This window comes from Collinsella sp. SGI.180 (assembly GCF_050313455.1).
GTDB lineage: Bacteria > Actinomycetota > Coriobacteriia > Coriobacteriales > Coriobacteriaceae > Collinsella.
On the sequence record NZ_JBNPLL010000016.1, the window covers coordinates 39,065 to 55,292 of the forward strand.

Below are 16,228 nucleotides of genomic sequence, written 5' to 3' on the forward strand. Positions count from 1 at the left end.
GGTAATTGGTTTGACACTTAAAACCAAGATGGTGATCGCGCTGTTTTGTTGCTTGGCCGCTCGGACAATAGTGGTACGGGCATCCCATCCGCCCAGTGCTGTCTTGAGAGGAGCTGCCGTGAACAAGAGCAAGCGCATCGCCATCAGTCTGGCAGCGGGCGTGCTCGCCGCGGCACTCTGCATGGTTTACGGGTCATCGGTTCGTTCGCGGGCTGAGCAGGCCCAGGCCGAAACCTTGGCCAAATACGGCGGCGATCGCGTCGAAGTTTGCGTTGCCGCACGTGATATCGATGTGGGTGAGACCCTCGACGAGACCAATGTCGTAACCCAAGAGTGGCTCGCGAGCCTGCTGCCGCGCGATGCGGCGACCGAGCTGCGCCAGGTGCGTGGCGACGTGACGACCTCGCGTATTCCCAAAAATGCCGTGGTCTGCGATGTCTACACCAAAGCCGAGAGCCATACGCTCGAGGTGCCCAAGGGCAAGGTTGCCGTTTCGGTGGCGGTCGATGCCGAGCATTCGGTGGGCGGAGCCGCAGGCGTGGGCAGCTACGTGGATGTGTACGTGCAAAAAGACGGCGTGACCGACCGGCTGTGCGGCGCGCATGTGATCGATACCAGCGACGAGGCCGGTGCCACGCGCGAAGGCAAGGTCGAGTGGGTGACGCTGGCGGCCGACCCCAAAGACGTCAAGGAATTGCTGGGAGCCTCGGGCAAGGGAACGGTCAGCTTGACGATTCCCGCCACGGCACGCGGCAAAAAGAGCGGAGGCGACGAGTGATGAAGGCGATCTGGCTTGCGTGCTGCGCGTGTGGCGATTACGGACTGCTGCAGCAGGAAGTCGAGGGCCGCGATGCGGGCGCGCAGGTGCTTCGCGTGGGCGACCTAGACGGGTTGGTGTCTATGGCTCGGGCGTTTCCTTCGCGCCGTGGCGCTGCCATTATCGCGGCATCCCTGTTTGATACTAAAGATGTGCGAGAGACCGTCGCGCGCCTGACTGCCGAAGGACGCGTGAGCCGCGTCGTCGTGTTGATAGAGGCGCTCGATCCGTCGGATATCGAGGGGCTGTTTCGCGCGGGGGCGACCGAGGTCATCGCTGCGCACAGCATATGCGGCAGCGGACATGTGGGCGAGGGAGCGGTTGATTCCGATTGGGGCGTGTCGCCTGAGCCCGATGTTTTTGTTGATAGGGAACCCGGGGCGCCTCGCGCTACAAGAGGCCCGCGTGTTGATGACTATGGGAAAGCGGAAGCCGAGCATGTTCGGCGCTCCCCGGGCCCCCTTGCATGTGATGACGCCGGAGCGTCGGTGCCGTATGGCGAAGACCTCCTGGCCGTAGATATGGGATACGTGCACGGCGTGAGCCTGGCCGATGGACTCGATGAGGTCGAGGGCCTTGTCGCGGGTGATGGCCCGCACGTCGACGTGACAGCGGAATCCCCAGTTCCGCCCCTACCGTTTGAGCAGCCTGCCGTGCCGGCGTGGACGCAGCACTTGGGTGCGGCTGGCGAGACGGGGACGTTGCCGCCCACGTCGTCAGCCCCTGCACCGCTGGCAGACACTGCGTCGACGTCGCATCGAGCTCCGGTCATCTGCGCCGTCTCGGGATCGGGCGGCTGTGGCAAATCGACGATTGTCGCCACGATGGCGCATGCCGCTTCGTTGCTGGGTCTGCGAGCTGCCGTACTCGATTTGGACCTAATGTTTGGAAATCTCTACGACTTGCTGGGCGCCGATGCCCCGCATGACATGGCGACACTTATCGAGCCGTCGGTCGCGGGCGCACTTGCGGAGCAAGACGTGGTCGCTGCATCGATGCGCGTTGCCCCAGGCGTTACGCTTTGGGGGCCTGTCGCAGCGCCCGAGCGCGCCGAGCTCATGGCGCGTCCGGTAGAGCTGCTGCTCGACATCTTGCGTCGTGAGTCCGACGTGGTCCTTATCGATACCTCGGTCTTTTGGGGCGATGCCGTGGCGGCTGCGGTGGCAGCGTGCGACCGTTGCCTTGTCGTGGGTGATGCGGCAGTTTCTTCTGCGACGTCTGCAGCGCGCGTCATTGAGCTGGCGAGCCGTGTGGGCGTGCCGCGCACGCGCATGAGCGCCGTATTCAACCGATTTGGCGCGCGTGGGGCGGACGAGGATGTCGCCATGCGCTTTGAGATTGCCTGTGCGTTGAGCTCCAAGATTCGTATCGCCGATGGCGGGCAGGATCTCGCCGCGCTCATGGCGTTTGGGCGCGCTGACGAGGCAGTGGGGCAGACCAGCGCTTTTGCGACCAGCGTGCGCGAGGCCACACGTGAGATGCTCGTGGAACTGGGGTGCGCCGTCGGCTCTTGGAGCGATATGGTCGCCGACCGTGCAACGCGCACCGAACGCCCGCGCATCCGCCTTCCCTGGTCGCGTGAGGGTGATTGCCGATGAGCCTGCAAACGAGAATTAAAGCAGCCGGTGCGGCAGCGGCAACGGCACCTGTCGATGTGGGACGGCGCCGTGCGGTCAAGCGCCGCACCAAGCGGGCCGTGATGGACCGCGTGGGCTACGACGAGGTGGCACGCATCAGTGCCTACGTCGATCCGGTTCTTGCCCGCTCGGAATTGCGTCCTGCGGTGGAGGCGGCACTCAACGTGGAAGAACCGACCGACCTGGCGACGCCCGAGCGTGAGACCATCATCAACGAGATCTTGGATGACGTGGTGGGCTTGGGCCCGCTGCAGCCGCTCATCGAGGACGACACCGTCACCGAGATTATGGTCAACGGTTGCCGCTCGGCTTTCTTTGAGCGCGGCGGGGTCTTATACCCCATCGAGCATGCGTTTGAGGATGACGAGCAGATTCGCGTGCTCATCGACCGCATCATCTCACCGCTGGGCAGGCGTATCGACGAGCGCAGTCCCATCGTCAACGCCCGCCTCAAGACAGGGTATCGCGTCAACGCGGTGATTCCGCCCGTGGCGATCGATGGGCCGATTCTCACTATCCGCAAGTTCTCGGATCGCATCTGTTCGTTGGACGAGCTTGTGGGCCTGGGGTCGCTGCCGCTTTGGTATGCGCAACTGCTTTCGTGTGCGGTGTCGCTGCGCCAAGATTTGGCGGTTGCGGGCGGTACGGGGTCGGGCAAGACTACGCTGCTCAACGCGCTATCGTGCGAGATATCTACCGGCGAGCGCATCGTGACGATCGAGGATTCCGCCGAGCTCAAGTTCGCGCATCACCCGCATGTGGTTCGCCTGGAGGCGCGCGAGGCTTCAATTGAGGGTGAGGGTGCGGTGACAATCCGCGATCTGGTGACCAACGCCCTGCGTATGCGTCCCGACCGTATTGTGGTGGGTGAGGTACGCGGTGCGGAATGTTGCGACATGCTGCAGGCCATGAACACCGGGCACGACGGGTCGCTCACCACGCTTCATGCGGGCACCGAGCAAGAGACCGTGGTGCGTTTGACGCTGCTTGCGCGCTATGGCATCGATCTGCCGAGCGAGCTTATCGAGGAACAAATCGCTATGGCGCTTGACGGCATCGTGATGTCCGAGCGCCATGCGGACGGCCGGCGTTTTGTGTCCTCCTATTCGGGGGTGCGACGCGGCGCGTCGGGTGGCGTGGAACTCGAGCGCTACGTGACCTTCGATGCCGCCGAGCGCACCTGGACCCTCAACCGCGAGCCGCCGTTTATCGCAGAGGGCTTGCGCTCGGGAACGCTTACACAGGAGGAGGTGGACGAATGGAGGTCGTTGTGCCCCTCGTCGTAGGGGGCCTTGCCGGGTTTTCGGTTGCGACGGTATGCGGAGTGGAGCCTCATGTGCCGAGGGTGCCGCCGGCGGAGCTGGTGCGCCAGACGCTCGAGACGGCGGCAGAGAAGCTGCCGCGTGAGCTGGTGGAAAACGATCTGCTAAAAAAGATCGCCCGCTCCTGGGTATCGTTGGTTCCCGTGCGCCGCATCGGTCTTGTCGTTGAGGATGATGCTTCACGCTTAGCGTTCCTGTTGCTATCGAGTGGCGTCTGCTGCCTTGCGCTTGCCGTGGTGTCGCTATCGCCCATCGGCTTTGTTTTGGGGGCGGTTGCGCCCTTTGCCGCGGGCGCCGCATGCGACATCTTTGACCACCGACGCGAGCAGCGCGATGTGGAGGAAGCCATGCCCGAGGCCTTTACGGCACTTTCCATGTCGCTTGCCTCGGGACATTCGCTGGCCCAGGGCATGCGGTTTGTGGGCGCTCACGCGCAAGAGCCGGTGCATACCGAGTTTCTGCGGGTGGCGGCGGCGATCGACTGTGGCATTTCGGCTGCCGATGCGCTCGACGACCTGCTTGTCCGCATCGACGCCCCCGGGCTTTCGCTTGTCACGTTGGCGCTCAAGGTGTCGCAGCGGACCGGTGCCCCGCTTGCCGATCTGCTGTCCGAGGCGTCGAGCATGGTGGGGGAGCGTATTGAGCTCAAGCGCCGCCTGGATGTCAAAACGTCGCAGGCGCGCATGTCGGCGCATATGGTCGCGGCGATGCCGGCGGGTATGTGCGCGGTGCTGGCCCTGCTTTCGGCAGATTTTCGCTACGGTCTCGCAACGCCGGTAGGCGCCGGCGCCGTGGTTCTGGGGCTTGCCCTTAACGGCGTTGCCCTAATGGTTATCCGACGCATTATGCGGGTGGAGCTTTGAGCGCCCTGGTTGCCGCCGCGGCTTGCCTGTGCGCCTTCGGCGTATTTGTCGCGACGGGCCTGGAGCGCTCGGATGTGCGCAAGACCATGGAGATTTTCAGGGGCGAGGCGGTGCTAGTCGTTGCTGCGGCCCATTCGGTGATCGATGCCGCTATTGCGCGGGTGAGGGGCGCATTTGGCGTGGACAACTCAGCGCAGGTTTCGCTCGGTGAGGTGTCCGAGATGATTGATGTGGTGCGCCTGGGGCTTTCCGCCGGCCTTTCGTTCGATGCGGCGCTCGAGATCTTTTGCGCCAATCGTCGATCGGCGCTGACTGTTCGGCTTGAACGGGCATGCATGGCGTGGCAGGTGGGCGTGGGAGCGCGCGAGGACGAGTTGTTGGCGGCCGCGCAGGACCTGGACGTGCGGGCGCTCGAGACCTTTGCCATTACGGTGGGTCAAGCGCTCGCCCTGGGTGCCCCGCTTGCCGAGACCCTTGCTGCCCAAAGTCGCGAGATCCGCGCCGCCCATCGTGCCGCGGTCGAGCGCGAGATTGAACGAGCGCCCGTCAAGCTGCTGGTTCCCACCGGCACGCTCATCTTGCCGGCACTGCTGTTATCCATATTGGGCCCGCTGCTGGGAGCAGGCGGGATGATGTAGGGAGGAATACATGAACAAAATGGCTGACGTTATGGGTAGGGTTTGGAGCCGGACGCTTTACCGTGCAATGCGTTCCTGTCAACGTGCCAAGGCGCTGGTGCAGGAGGAAAGCGCGCAGGGTACCACCGAGTACGCCATCTTGGTCGGCGTGCTCGTGGTAATCGCGATCATTGCCATCGTTGCATTTAAGGGCAACGTCGAAAAGCTATGGAACGCGATCAAAGACGGCATCAACAGCCTGTAGAAGGCGGGCATTCTGTTGGCGTGCTGCTGGTGCTCGCTTGCCTGATTGTGGCGATAGCGGCGACGCTCTGGGGGCTGAATGCCGTGCGACAGCAGCGTTCTGGGGCCGTCGCGGATGGGAGCTCGGGCGCGGTGGCGCCTCCCGATGACAAAGCGTGGGACACGGCCGACAGGGATGCCGCCGTCACGGCACAAACTTTTCTGCGCGCCCTCGACGAACGGGCGGATGCTGCGGCGGGTCCATCTGCGGACAACGCAGTCGCAGCCCGGCTGACATGGGCCGAGGAGCGACCGATGACCGAGGCTGCCGCGGACCTGTTGCGTGTCTATCGCGAGGTGCCCACAGCCCAGCTCGCTCTAAGCGGTTACCTCGACATCAAGGGCAACGTATGGGGCGCCATCGTGCGCGATGGGCGCGGCTGGGTCGACATGGTGACGGTTGCCGCGGATGCCGGCGACGCCTCGTGCCGCTTACGCGCGGTGCGCTTGGTTCCGCAAGCATCGGGGTCAAAGGAGGGATCGTGAAATGCTTGACGCTTTGCGCGAGGAGTCTGCCCAATCGACCGTTGAGTACGCCATCGTCACCATGGCGCTGCTTTCCATCGTGCTGGCGATTGCGGGGCTTTGGCGCGCCGGCACCGACGGACGCTTGGCGGCGTTGGCTGCACGGGCGGCGTCCCATGGCGTCGCCTCGACATCGGTTATCGACGCCGCCGCAGGCGCCAAAGACATCGCGCTCTATTGATATCGCGCGTGAGGATTGGGCGCAGTCCACGGTCGAGGCCGCTTTTTTGCTGCCGACGTTTTTGACGCTCATCCTGCTTGCGCTGCAGCCGGTGTGCCTGCTCTATACGCGTGCGGTCATGGAGTCTGCCGCCGCCGAGACGGCGCGGCTCATGACCACGACGACGGCGGAGGACGACGACCTCAAGGAGTTTGCCCGCCGCCGTCTCGCCGCGGTGCCCGATGTCTCGATCTTTCACGCCGGCGGACCGCTGTCGTGGGATATCGAGCTTGGCCGGGCGGACGCAGGGGGCGTTTCGTCTGTATCTATCGCGGGTGATGTAAAGCCGCTGCCCGTGATCGGCGCGTTCGCGCAGGCCATGGGCAATGTGGGGGGAGGAGGGAATGTTGAGTTGAAAGTCGACGTTTCGTATCGATCGCGTCCCGGATGGCTGGAGGGAGACTATGATTCGTGGATTGCCGCGTGGGATTAGGCGTCGCCTGCTGCGAATGATGCGAGGGCTCGTGTGCCGTTGCCGGTCGAATGCCCGCCGCAAGCGGGGCGGCTTCATGGGCCGCTCCGGTATCGACTTGTTTATCGAGGACGGTGCCTACACTACGCTTTCTTCGGCGGTCGTCATACTTGTGGTGCTTACGCTGCTGTTTTCGTCGACGGCGGCGATATGGAGTATGTCGCGCGCCGGGGATACCCAGGTGGCGGCCGATAGCGGTGCTCTGGCGGGTGCCAACGTGATATCGTCCTACCATACAGCGGCCACGGTGGTGGATGCGAGCATTTTGAGCTTGGGCCTGGCGGGGTTTGCCACAATCGGCACCGGCTTGGTTGCCATGCTGGTGCCGGGTGGGAAAATAGCCGCAAGCGATATGGTCGATACCGGGATTGAGATTATTAAAACGCGCAATAGGTTTGCCAAAAGTGCGTCGGAGGGTTTGCAAAAAGTCGAAACGGCTCTGCCATATCTGGTTGCCGCGCGAGCTACGCAGGCTGTTTCGGCGCAGGATACCGATAACGTGATCTATACCGGCACAGCGCTCGCCGTGCCCAGGACATCGGAGTCGGACTTTGTTGCGCTCGAGGGGTCAGAGATCTCGACCGATGCCATTAAAAAGACGTCGGAAGATTTAGACCGCGCAGCTGTGGAGCTGCAGAAGGCCTCTGAGGATACGGCGAAGGCCAAAGAGCGCGCCTGGCTTGCGGACTGTGGCGGATCGGATGAGAATGCGATTGGCAAGTACTCATGTATGTGGGAGCGTGCGGGGAGCTTGGCAAAGCTATCGGGTGAACAAAACCGCCACTATACTTCGAGTATCGATTGGGAGCCGCAGATCGCCCTAAATCGTGCGAAGACCTATTACCGCCGGCGCCTGGCAAATGAAAGGCCGCTTGGTGGGGGTGTAGAGATGGAAGCGGAGTCTGTCGCGCGCAAAGCGTTTTACGCTTATGCAATCGAAGAACTCGATCACTCGTATATTAAAGATGATGGTGAAAAAATCTTATCCCAGATTCCATTCCTGCCACGCACTCCAGATGAGGTGAAGGGAACCCAGCTCTACACCGATGCCATGTGGCCTACGAGTGATATTGGCGGCAAGACATACCTGCACTATGGGACCGGATGCCCCAACTATAAGAATGGGTCGCCGGGCGGGTTGGCATCCGTCGTCGATTACGATGGCCACGATGTGTGCGAGGAGTGCCAATTTGACGTCGTTGACCTGGGTCGCGCCCTCATGCCTCCATCATTTATCGAAAACGGCTTCGAATACCACTTTGACAAGTTCAAAGACGCCCTGGAAGATTACGTCGAATGTCGCAACAAAGAGCTCGAGCTTATGCGTCAGACCGAGGACGAAGCCGATTGCGCGGGTAATGCGTTTGACCAGGCCATCAAGGCGCTTTCGGGCGAGCGGCCGCGTATCGCCCCGCCCGGCCGAAACGGCGTGGTCGCCTTTGCGGTCTCGGGCGATATGACCAGTCCCGGTAAGCTCAACTCTTCATTCAATAAGCCGGTTACGCTCGGCAGTCGCGGTGCAATCTCTGCCGCGGTCTTGGCTCCCGACAACGCGACGGCGCAAAACAACGTGCTCTCGCGGTTTTTCTCGACACTGGAAGAGCGCTCGGGCGGCGTTGCCGGCGTACTCGATGGCGTCATGGATGTTTGGGGACGCCTGCTTGTGGGATACGGAGACATCCAAGGTTCGGCCGACGAACTTATGGACGAGATGATTAAAGACCTAGGAAGGGGCAGCGGCGCGTTGGGCTCCATTGCATCGTGGCTCGGCGATACCGTTTCGGCGTCCGTGGCGGCGCTGGGTTTGGAACCGTGCGACTTGCGCCTGCGAAAGCCGGTGCTGACCGATTCCGCTAACGTCATTAAGAGTCCGGGGTCTGACATTGCCGGTCTCTCTCAAGCGCAAGACAAACTGCGAAGTATTCCGTTGGGCGTGACCGATCCCAAGACGCTTTGCGAGGCGTTGGAATATCAAGTCGAACGCACCATTAGCGGTACAGTGTTCACACTTGCGGAGATTCCGTTGCCCGGCGGTGGTTCCATCCCGCTTACCGTCGATGTCGCCACGCTGGTTGGCGCTCTGGGCGGTGGGTCGTAATGAGTATCCGCATGCGTCTGCGCGAGGAGCGCGCCCAAGCGACGGTCGAGATGGCAGTGGTCGCTCCCGTTTTGCTGGCGCTTGCGCTCATTGTGTACAACGTCATGGTCTTTGCCGGCGCCGTTGCGCGCTTCGATCGCGTGGTGCCCGATATCGTGCTGGCGCACGCTGTGGCGCCGGAAGGGGAGGGCGACAAGAGCTCTGCCGATGCCTCGGTGCGTGTCCAGTCCGAGATTCAGGCGGCTATGCAGGGCTATAATCTGCAGGTCGAGGTCTCGAGCGAGCAGAGCTCGGCGTCGTCTGACGGCGGCTTGCTCTCTCTGTCCGGGACGTTTAGGACCTATGCCTGCGTCATGTACTATGAGCCGTGGCCTAGATTGCTTAGCATTGCCGGCGTTTCTCTGGGGACGCCGGCGAAGCTGTCGCACGAGCGCGCGGTTACGGTCGATCCGTGGCGACCGGGGGTGGTCATGTGAGCGCCGTCTTGTCTTATATCGCCTACGCGCGTGCGCTCAATAGGCTCGGTTGGTCGCCGGCAGAGTTTATGGTGGCAGAATCGTTTGGCGCACGCTTGCGCGGCATGCTGGGCCGCGTGCCGATTACGGCTGACGGACTGCCGCTCGTCATGGCGTTTCCATGCTGCTCTTCGGTTCACACCTGTTTTATGGCTTATCCCATCGACATTGCCTTTATTGATTGCAGCGGCAATATCCTTGCACGCTACGAAAATGTCCGCCCCTGGCGCATGTGTTCCTGTCCCGGTGCTTGGGCGGTGCTGGAACGCCCTTCAGTCTTTGTATCGCCCACTGTCTTGCAACGAGTGCTGGCTTGAAGTTGCAACGAGTGCTGGCTTGAAGGCCCTGGGCGAAAAACTTCTTGCGGCCGGTTGATGTCTCTGACGTGCTGCTTTACAGAACCGAGGTGGTGTCCAAAAACTTTTTTCAAATTCTCGGTTGACCGGAGCGCGTCCTTGGTTATACTAATCAAGCCTTGAAACAAGGCACACCTCAAATGGCTGGGTAGCTCAGTTGGTAGAGCAGAGGACTGAAAATCCTCGTGTCAGGGGTTCGATTCCCTTCCCCGCCACCTTGAATTGACTAGGACCTCTGCGAAGGGGTCCTTTTCTTTTATGTAGCCCCCGCACGGAATCGAACCCCGCGAGGGCGCGGAGCTGAGGAAACGCGATAGCGTTTGCCAGCGTAGCTCGCAAGGCGCGCAAGCGCCGCAGCGGTCCGTCCGCGCAGCGCGCGGACGCGATTCCCTTCCCCGCCACCTTGAATTGACTAGGACCTCTGCAAAGAGGTCCTTTTCTTTTATGTGGACCCGCGAAAAACGCATCCCAGAATTTCAATCCTGAGCGGGATGTGCTTTCCGCTTTAGGGGCGCTTGGGAAAATGCGACCCGGAATGACGAGAAATTACGGGACATGCTTTCCGGTTGGGCCTGCTGGCGGAAAATGCATTCCATTATTGAGCAAAAAAACGGGATGCACCTTCCGGCGCCTGCCTTCGGCGTGCGTGCACATCTTGGCGTACCATCTCGGGTGTGCCCGCCCAGACATTACTCCTACTTTTGCGCCACTTTGCAGACCGTTCGATCGGCTGTCCGTGTGCGCGGGTATACTCAAAACGATACTTTTCCTATGCAATACGATGCAGGTTCGCCCTGCACGATTCGAAGGGGGCCGTGATGGAGAGGATACTCGGCGTTAATCTCTCTGGCTGGTTTATTCCCGAGCCTTGGGTGACCCCGTCGCTGTACGCGGCGACAGGTGCGTCCAATGCGGCGGAACTGCAAGAAGCTATGGGCACTGCTGCCTATAACGAGCGCATGCGTCGCCATTATGAGACATTCGTAAGCGAAGATGATTTTCGCCGTATGGCGCAGATTGGTCTCAATGCCGTGCGTTTGCCGGTGCCCTGGTATGCCTTTGGCTCGCAGGAGTCCGATGCGTCCTACATTTCGGTTATCGACTACATTGACCGTGCAATTGAGTGGGCTGCCAAGTACGACATTCGCGTGCTGCTCGATCTAGCGACTGTGCCCGGTGGCCAGGGCGATTCCAACGATTCGCCCACCACGCCGGAGGCTGTTGCCGAGTGGCATTCGTCCACCAACGGTCGTCACGTTGCGCTCGACGTGCTGGAGCGCTTGGCCGATCGCTACGGCGAGGCCGAGAGCCTGCTGGGCATTGAGCTGCTGGATACGCCGCAGATGAGTGTCCGCAAGAGTCTCTTTACCATGACGGATGGCATTCCGGCCCACTACCTGCGCAATTTCTATCGCGATGCCTACGAGCTCGTCCGTTCGTATATGCCCGAGGATAAGATCGTCGTCTTTTCGTCCTCAGGACATCCCAGCGAGTGGAAGCATTTTATGCGCGGTGCCAAGTACAAGAACGTCTACATGGACCTTCACCTGTACCATTACCGCGACGAGCATGCGCTCGACATCACGAGCCCCCGCGGGCTGACGACGGCGATTTCGCGTAACAAGCGCGAGCTTAAAGAAGCGATTTCAACTGGGTTCCCCGTGCTGGTGGGCGAATGGTCGGGCGCGGCGATCTTTGCCAACTCGTCGGTTACGCCCGAGGGCCGCAATGCCTACGAGCGCGTGTTTATCGCCAATCAGCTGGCTTCGTTTGCGCCGGCTGCCGGTTGGTTCTTCCAAACGTGGAAGACCGAGAAACGCATCGCAGCATGGGACGCCCGCGCGGCGCTCGGTACGCTCGAGCGCGGCATGATTGAATAGGTTGATATGACGCAAAACAGCGCCCGTACGGGCAAACTCTATGTGGTCGGAACACCCATCGGCAACCTGGGCGACCTGTCTCCGCGCGTTGGCGAGGCGTTTGCCGCCGCCGATGCGATCTGCTGCGAGGACACGCGCGTGACCTCAAAGCTGCTGATGCACCTGGGCATTTCCAAGCCGCTTGTCCGTTGTGACGAGAATGTGATCGCCAGCCGCGCCGCCGGTCTGGTTGACCGCCTGCTGGCGGGGGAGACCCTCGCTTTTGCCTCGGATGCCGGCATGCCGAGCGTGTCCGATCCCGGCCAGGCGCTGGTCGAGGCGGCGCGTGAGGCCGATGTGCCCGTCGAAGTTATTCCCGGGCCCTCTGCTTGCGTCACAGCGCTCGTTTCGTCCGGCATTCCCTGCGAGCATTTTTTCTTCGAGGGCTTTTTGGGCCGAAAGCACGGCGACCGCGTACGCCGTTTGCAGCGCCTTGCCGTGGTGCCCGGCGCGCTCATCTTCTACGAGTCTCCACATCGCATCGTGGCGACGCTCGAGGCCGTGGCAGAGGTCTTTCCCCAGCGTGAGGTTGCCGTCTGCCGCGAACTCACCAAGCTGCACGAGGAGGTCTTGCGCGGGCCCGCCGCCCAGCTTGCCGAGGGGCTGCGTGCTCGCGGCGAAGTAAAGGGCGAGATTGCGCTGGTCATTGCGCCACCGAGTGAAGATGAGGAGGCCGGCATTGTGCCGGTTGGCGCAGCGGCAGCGGATCCCGATGAGGCCCTGCGCGCGGATATCCGTGTCGCGCTCGAGGAGGGGGAGCCCGCCTCTGCGGTGGCCAAGCGCCTGTCTCAGAAGTATTCACGCCGCAAGCGCGATGTCTATGCCATGGTGCTCAATATGCAATAGATGGAGGATATCCAGCCCTTGCGTTAGAATCATCCCCTGTATGCAACGTTTTTCTGGAGGACAAACCCCATGGATCAAAGCAAGCCTTCGTTCTTTATCACGACGCCTATCTACTACGTCAATGCCGATCCGCATCTGGGCACGGCTTATTCCACCATCATCGCCGACGTCCAGGCTCGCTATCGCCGCTCCGCCGGCTATAACGTCAAGTTCCTGACCGGCATGGACGAGCACGGCGAGAAGGTCGCCGAGGCCGCAGCCAAGCATGGCATGACGCCGCAGGAGTGGACCGACAGCCAGGCTCCGCACTTCAAGGAGCTTTGGAGCAAACTCGAGATCTCCAACGACGACTTCATCCGCACCACCGAGCCGCGCCAGCATCATGCGGTGCAGTATCTGTGGGAGCGCATGAAGGAGTCTGGCTACCTGTATAAGGGCAGCTACGACGGTTGGTACTGTGTGCCTGACGAGACTTACTTTACCGACACGCAGGTCCAGAAGGGTGACGAGGAGTACGGCAGCGTCGGCCAGCACCTGTGCCCCGACTGTCATCGTCCGCTCGAGCGCGTGCAGGAGGAGTCCTACTTCTTCAAGCTTTCCGCTTTCCAGGACAAGCTGCTCAAGCTCTATGACGAGCATCCCGATTTCGTCGAGCCTGCATTCCGCATGAACGAGGTGCGTAGCTTTGTCGAGGGCGGCCTCAACGACCTTTCCGTGAGCCGTACGAGCTTTGACTGGGGCATCCAGGTTCCGTTCGATGAGGGCCATGTGACCTATGTGTGGTTCGACGCGCTGCTCAACTACATGACGGCTGTCGGCTACGGTGTCGACACCGACGAGGCCCGTGCCGAGCTGGCCTATCGCTGGCCTGCACAGTTCCACATTGTGGGCAAGGACATCATTCGCTTCCACTGCGTCATTTGGCCCGCTATGCTCATGGCCATTGGCGAGGCTCTGCCCGAGCACGTCTTTGCCCACGGCTTCCTGACCGTGCGCAATGCCGAGACTGGCAAGGCCGAGAAGATGTCCAAGAGCCGTGGCAACGCCATTGCCCCGCAGGATGTTATCGACATGCTGGGCGTCGAGGGTTATCGCTACTACTTTATGACCGACGTGGTCCCCGGCACCGACGGCGCTATCAGCTTCGACCGCATGGAGCAGGTCTACAACGCCGATCTCGCTAACAGTTGGGGCAACCTCATCTCGCGTTCGCTCAACATGAGCGGTAAGTACTTTGATGGTTGCGCGCCCGCCAAGCCCGCATCGTTCGATGCGTTCGATAACCCGCTGGCAAAGATCGCCGATGGCCTGGCCGAGCGCTACATGGCCAAGATGGACGTGCTCGATTACGGTGGAGCCAAAGACGAGGTTATGGAGCTCATCCACGCCGCCAACCACTACATCGAGGACTCCGAGCCCTGGGCACTTGCCAAGGACGAGGCCAAGGCCGACGAGCTGGCGTTTGTGATCTACAACCTCCTCGAGGCCATCCGCATTGCCGCTCACCTGCTGATGCCGCTCATGCCCCAGACTTCTACCGAGGCCCTGCGCCGCCTGTCGTGCGAGGACGAGGCCGCGAGCGACGACCTCAAGGGCATTTGTGCTTGGGGTCTGCTTGCCGGTGGTCAGCCCGTCGAGAAGGGTGAGCCGCTGTTCCCGCGTCTGGGTTAAGACGCCGCGCGCCATATCGGCAATCTGCTGTTTAGGTGTAAGGGCATGGCCGCAACGGTCCATGCCCTTTTGTTTCAAGACGCCGCCACCATGCTAAGGAGGCAACTATGACAACTTCGCCTTTGGCAAACCCCACGGCAACAAGGGAGCTGCTGGAGGAGTTTGGCCTTGCGACCAAGCATCGCCTGGGCCAGAACTTCCTGATCGACAACCATGTGATCGAGCGTATTTGCGAGCTTTCCGAACTTGCGGGCGATGAGCGCGTGCTCGAGGTTGGCCCGGGCGTTGGAACGCTCACGCTTGCGCTGCTTCAGGAGGCGGCGTGCGTCACGTCGATTGAGGCCGATCCCGAGCTCGAGCCGGTGCTCGATGCCCATGCCGCCGACTATGCCAACTTCCGCTTTATCATGGGCGACGCGCTCAAGGTGTGCCCGGGGCAGATTGAGCAGGCCGCGGGCGGTGAGCCGACGGTGTTTGTCGCGAACTTGCCCTATAACGTGGCAGCGACGATCATTCTGCAGTTCTTCCAGACGATGCCCGCGCTCAAGCGCGCCGTCGTCATGGTTCAAAAGGAGGTTGCCGATCGCATTGCCGCAACGCCTGGCAACAAGACCTACGGCGGCTATACGGCAAAGCTCGGCCTGTATGCGCAGGTGACGGGTCGCTTTGAGGTGCCGCCGCGCTGCTTTATGCCGGCGCCGCATGTGGATTCGGCCGTCGTGCGCATCGACCGTGTCGACGGCGTAGCGCCCGAGGGGCTTGATCGCGAGTTTGTGGCCCGCGTGATTGACGCTGCGTTTGCTCAGCGTCGCAAGACCATCCGCAATTCCATGAGCGCCAACGGCTTTGCCAAGGACGTGCTCGATGCCGCCTTTGAGGCTTGCGGCATCGCACCCACCACGCGCGCCGAGACGCTTGGCGTTGCCGATTTTGTCCGTCTAGCTCAGGAGCTAATCCATGATGCCTAATGACGAGCGCGTGACGTTTACCAAGAAAAAGAAAACGGTTGCTTGCCCCGTGCCCTTGGCGCCGCTTGCCGATACGCATGCGCACTTGCTCTCGTTTTGGGGCAAGGAAGTACCCGAGACGCTTGTGCGCGCCAAGGCTGCAGGCGTCGACCTGTTGGTGACGATCTTTGATCCCATTGCCGACAAACGCAGCGTGACGGACTATAGCGACTGGCTGGTGCGCGAGATTTTACCGATGCGGGATATTCCGCAGATAAAGTATCTCGCCGGTGTGCACCCCTATGGTGCGCCGGACTATACCGATGACATTCATGCACAGGTCGTTGCTGCGCTTGATGATCCCTTATGCGTCGGTATCGGCGAGATCGGTCTGGACTACCACATGGATTACGACGACGGCATCGCGCCGGCGCCCCACAGCGTGCAGATTGATTGCATGGCACGTCAGCTCGAAGTTGCTGTGCGTCGTAACGTACCGGTGGAGTTGCATCTGCGCCACGAGGATGCGGATGGGGAGCGCTCCTCGCATGTGGATGCGTACAACGTGTTGCTCGAGGTCGGCGTGCCCCAGGCCGGTTGCGTACTGCACTGCTTTGGCGAGGATCGCGCCACGATGGAGCGCTTTGTGGGTTTGGGCTGTTATATCGCCTATGGCGGCGCGGCCACCTTTAAGCGCAACAATGATGTGCGCGAGGCATTCGCGGCGACCCCGCTCGACCGTATTTTGTTCGAGACGGATTGCCCGTATATGGCTCCGGAGCCCATTCGCGGTCTTGAGTGTGAGCCGGCAATGATTTCCATCACGGCAAACGCGCTGGTCAACGACCGTGTCGATCGTACTGGAGAGAAAGCAGAGGCAATTGCGCAAGCTGCGTGGGACAATGCCTGCAAACTTTTTCAAAAATAGTTCTTGCGTTCACGGTGGTGCTCCGTTATTCTAATTCCTGCACGCGGGCGTGGCGGAATTGGCAGACGCGTACGGTTCAGGTCCGTATGGGGGCAACCCCATGAAGGTTCAAGTCCTTTCGCCCGCACCATTGATTGAAAGAGCTCCCAGCAATGGGAGCTTTTTTGTTATG

The 16,228-nt window shown here is 61.4% G+C and carries 17 protein-coding genes and 2 tRNA genes; all 19 read left to right on the forward strand.

Features of this window, described 5'->3' with window-relative positions; genetic code table 11:
- Positions 1-118: 118 nt before the first annotated feature.
- The 19 genes from cpaB (at position 119) to ACQRAP_RS07000 (ending at position 16,186) form a co-directional block, all read left to right on the forward strand.
- Positions 119-778 (forward strand): Flp pilus assembly protein CpaB, encoded by a 660-nt coding sequence (gene cpaB / locus ACQRAP_RS06910; protein ID WP_427795220.1) that lies wholly within the window; start codon positions 119-121, stop codon positions 776-778.
- On the forward strand, positions 778-2,415 hold the full coding sequence (locus ACQRAP_RS06915) for an AAA family ATPase (protein WP_427728426.1): 1,638 nt from the start codon (positions 778-780) through the stop codon (positions 2,413-2,415). The genes cpaB and ACQRAP_RS06915 overlap by 1 nt, the downstream gene beginning before the upstream one ends.
- Positions 2,412-3,740 (forward strand): CpaF family protein, encoded by a 1,329-nt coding sequence (locus ACQRAP_RS06920; protein ID WP_427728424.1) that lies wholly within the window; start codon positions 2,412-2,414, stop codon positions 3,738-3,740. Before ACQRAP_RS06915 ends, ACQRAP_RS06920 begins: the two co-directional genes overlap by 4 nt.
- On the forward strand, positions 3,713-4,639 hold the full coding sequence (locus ACQRAP_RS06925; protein WP_427795221.1) for a type II secretion system F family protein: 927 nt from the start codon (positions 3,713-3,715) through the stop codon (positions 4,637-4,639). Before ACQRAP_RS06920 ends, ACQRAP_RS06925 begins: the two co-directional genes overlap by 28 nt.
- The gene (locus ACQRAP_RS06930; protein WP_427795223.1) at positions 4,636-5,277 is read left to right on the forward strand and encodes a type II secretion system F family protein; all 642 of its coding nucleotides are present in this window, start codon (positions 4,636-4,638) and stop codon (positions 5,275-5,277) included. Before ACQRAP_RS06925 ends, ACQRAP_RS06930 begins: the two co-directional genes overlap by 4 nt.
- Before the next feature lie 10 nt (positions 5,278-5,287).
- A complete protein-coding gene (locus tag ACQRAP_RS06935; protein ID WP_427719148.1) occupies positions 5,288-5,521 on the forward strand; it encodes a hypothetical protein in 234 nt (77 codons plus the stop codon).
- Between the two features lie 293 nt (positions 5,522-5,814).
- A complete protein-coding gene (locus ACQRAP_RS06940; protein ID WP_154517646.1) occupies positions 5,815-6,045 on the forward strand; it encodes a hypothetical protein in 231 nt (76 codons plus the stop codon).
- 1 nt (position 6,046) lies between these two features.
- Positions 6,047-6,265, forward strand: coding sequence for a hypothetical protein (locus ACQRAP_RS06945; protein WP_427795225.1), 219 nt, complete (start codon positions 6,047-6,049; stop codon positions 6,263-6,265).
- Positions 6,201-6,737, forward strand: coding sequence for a TadE/TadG family type IV pilus assembly protein (locus ACQRAP_RS06950; RefSeq protein ID WP_427795226.1), 537 nt, complete (start codon positions 6,201-6,203; stop codon positions 6,735-6,737). Before ACQRAP_RS06945 ends, ACQRAP_RS06950 begins: the two co-directional genes overlap by 65 nt.
- A 76-nt stretch (positions 6,738-6,813) precedes the next feature.
- Positions 6,814-8,874, forward strand: a complete 2,061-nt coding sequence (locus ACQRAP_RS06955; RefSeq protein WP_427795227.1) for a hypothetical protein — start codon at positions 6,814-6,816, stop codon at positions 8,872-8,874.
- The gene (locus tag ACQRAP_RS06960) at positions 8,874-9,350 is read left to right on the forward strand and encodes a hypothetical protein (RefSeq protein WP_427795228.1); all 477 of its coding nucleotides are present in this window, start codon (positions 8,874-8,876) and stop codon (positions 9,348-9,350) included. The genes ACQRAP_RS06955 and ACQRAP_RS06960 overlap by 1 nt, the downstream gene beginning before the upstream one ends.
- Positions 9,347-9,706 carry a DUF192 domain-containing protein gene (locus ACQRAP_RS06965; RefSeq protein ID WP_427795229.1) on the forward strand — a complete coding sequence of 120 codons (360 nt, stop codon included), beginning with the start codon at positions 9,347-9,349 and terminating at the stop codon, positions 9,704-9,706. The genes ACQRAP_RS06960 and ACQRAP_RS06965 overlap by 4 nt, the downstream gene beginning before the upstream one ends.
- Before the next feature lie 181 nt (positions 9,707-9,887).
- Positions 9,888-9,960: transfer RNA gene (locus tag ACQRAP_RS06970), tRNA-Phe, on the forward strand.
- A 603-nt stretch (positions 9,961-10,563) separates the two neighbouring features.
- Complete coding sequence (locus tag ACQRAP_RS06975) at positions 10,564-11,625, forward strand: glycoside hydrolase family 5 protein (protein ID WP_427795230.1); 1,062 nt, start codon at positions 10,564-10,566, stop codon at positions 11,623-11,625.
- Positions 11,626-11,631: 6 nt separating this feature from the next.
- The gene (gene rsmI / locus ACQRAP_RS06980) at positions 11,632-12,510 is read left to right on the forward strand and encodes a 16S rRNA (cytidine(1402)-2'-O)-methyltransferase (RefSeq protein WP_427728408.1); all 879 of its coding nucleotides are present in this window, start codon (positions 11,632-11,634) and stop codon (positions 12,508-12,510) included.
- Between the two features lie 69 nt (positions 12,511-12,579).
- Positions 12,580-14,181 (forward strand): methionine--tRNA ligase, encoded by a 1,602-nt coding sequence (gene metG, locus ACQRAP_RS06985; protein WP_154517665.1) that lies wholly within the window; start codon positions 12,580-12,582, stop codon positions 14,179-14,181.
- A 107-nt stretch (positions 14,182-14,288) separates the two neighbouring features.
- Positions 14,289-15,149 carry a 16S rRNA (adenine(1518)-N(6)/adenine(1519)-N(6))-dimethyltransferase RsmA gene (rsmA, locus tag ACQRAP_RS06990; protein WP_427795231.1) on the forward strand — a complete coding sequence of 287 codons (861 nt, stop codon included), beginning with the start codon at positions 14,289-14,291 and terminating at the stop codon, positions 15,147-15,149.
- Positions 15,139-16,056: a TatD family hydrolase gene (locus ACQRAP_RS06995; RefSeq protein WP_427795232.1), complete on the forward strand. Its 918-nt coding sequence runs from the start codon at positions 15,139-15,141 to the stop codon at positions 16,054-16,056. The genes rsmA and ACQRAP_RS06995 overlap by 11 nt, the downstream gene beginning before the upstream one ends.
- A 43-nt stretch (positions 16,057-16,099) precedes the next feature.
- Positions 16,100-16,186 (forward strand) — tRNA-Leu (locus tag ACQRAP_RS07000).
- Positions 16,187-16,228: the final 42 nt, after the last annotated feature.

What these genes read in the sequence shown, in the direction of transcription:
- rsmI (WP_427728408.1), top strand. Translation starts at nt 11,632, where the DNA reads ATGACGCAAAACAGCGCCCGTACGGGCAAACTCTATGTGGTCGGAACA.
- ACQRAP_RS06955 (WP_427795227.1), top strand. Translation starts at nt 6,814, where the DNA reads ATGGGCCGCTCCGGTATCGACTTGTTTATCGAGGACGGTGCCTACACT.
- ACQRAP_RS06925 (WP_427795221.1), top strand. Translation starts at nt 3,713, where the DNA reads ATGGAGGTCGTTGTGCCCCTCGTCGTAGGGGGCCTTGCCGGGTTTTCG.
- ACQRAP_RS06915 (WP_427728426.1), top strand. Translation starts at nt 778, where the DNA reads ATGAAGGCGATCTGGCTTGCGTGCTGCGCGTGTGGCGATTACGGACTG.
- ACQRAP_RS06935 (WP_427719148.1), top strand. Translation starts at nt 5,288, where the DNA reads ATGAACAAAATGGCTGACGTTATGGGTAGGGTTTGGAGCCGGACGCTT.
- rsmA (WP_427795231.1), top strand. Translation starts at nt 14,289, where the DNA reads ATGACAACTTCGCCTTTGGCAAACCCCACGGCAACAAGGGAGCTGCTG.
- ACQRAP_RS06945 (WP_427795225.1), top strand. Translation starts at nt 6,047, where the DNA reads ATGCTTGACGCTTTGCGCGAGGAGTCTGCCCAATCGACCGTTGAGTAC.
- ACQRAP_RS06975 (WP_427795230.1), top strand. Translation starts at nt 10,564, where the DNA reads ATGGAGAGGATACTCGGCGTTAATCTCTCTGGCTGGTTTATTCCCGAG.
- ACQRAP_RS06920 (WP_427728424.1), top strand. Translation starts at nt 2,412, where the DNA reads ATGAGCCTGCAAACGAGAATTAAAGCAGCCGGTGCGGCAGCGGCAACG.
- ACQRAP_RS06950 (WP_427795226.1), top strand. Translation starts at nt 6,201, where the DNA reads ATGGCGTCGCCTCGACATCGGTTATCGACGCCGCCGCAGGCGCCAAAG.
- metG (WP_154517665.1), top strand. Translation starts at nt 12,580, where the DNA reads ATGGATCAAAGCAAGCCTTCGTTCTTTATCACGACGCCTATCTACTAC.
- ACQRAP_RS06995 (WP_427795232.1), top strand. Translation starts at nt 15,139, where the DNA reads ATGATGCCTAATGACGAGCGCGTGACGTTTACCAAGAAAAAGAAAACG.
- ACQRAP_RS06940 (WP_154517646.1), top strand. Translation starts at nt 5,815, where the DNA reads ATGACCGAGGCTGCCGCGGACCTGTTGCGTGTCTATCGCGAGGTGCCC.
- ACQRAP_RS06960 (WP_427795228.1), top strand. Translation starts at nt 8,874, where the DNA reads ATGAGTATCCGCATGCGTCTGCGCGAGGAGCGCGCCCAAGCGACGGTC.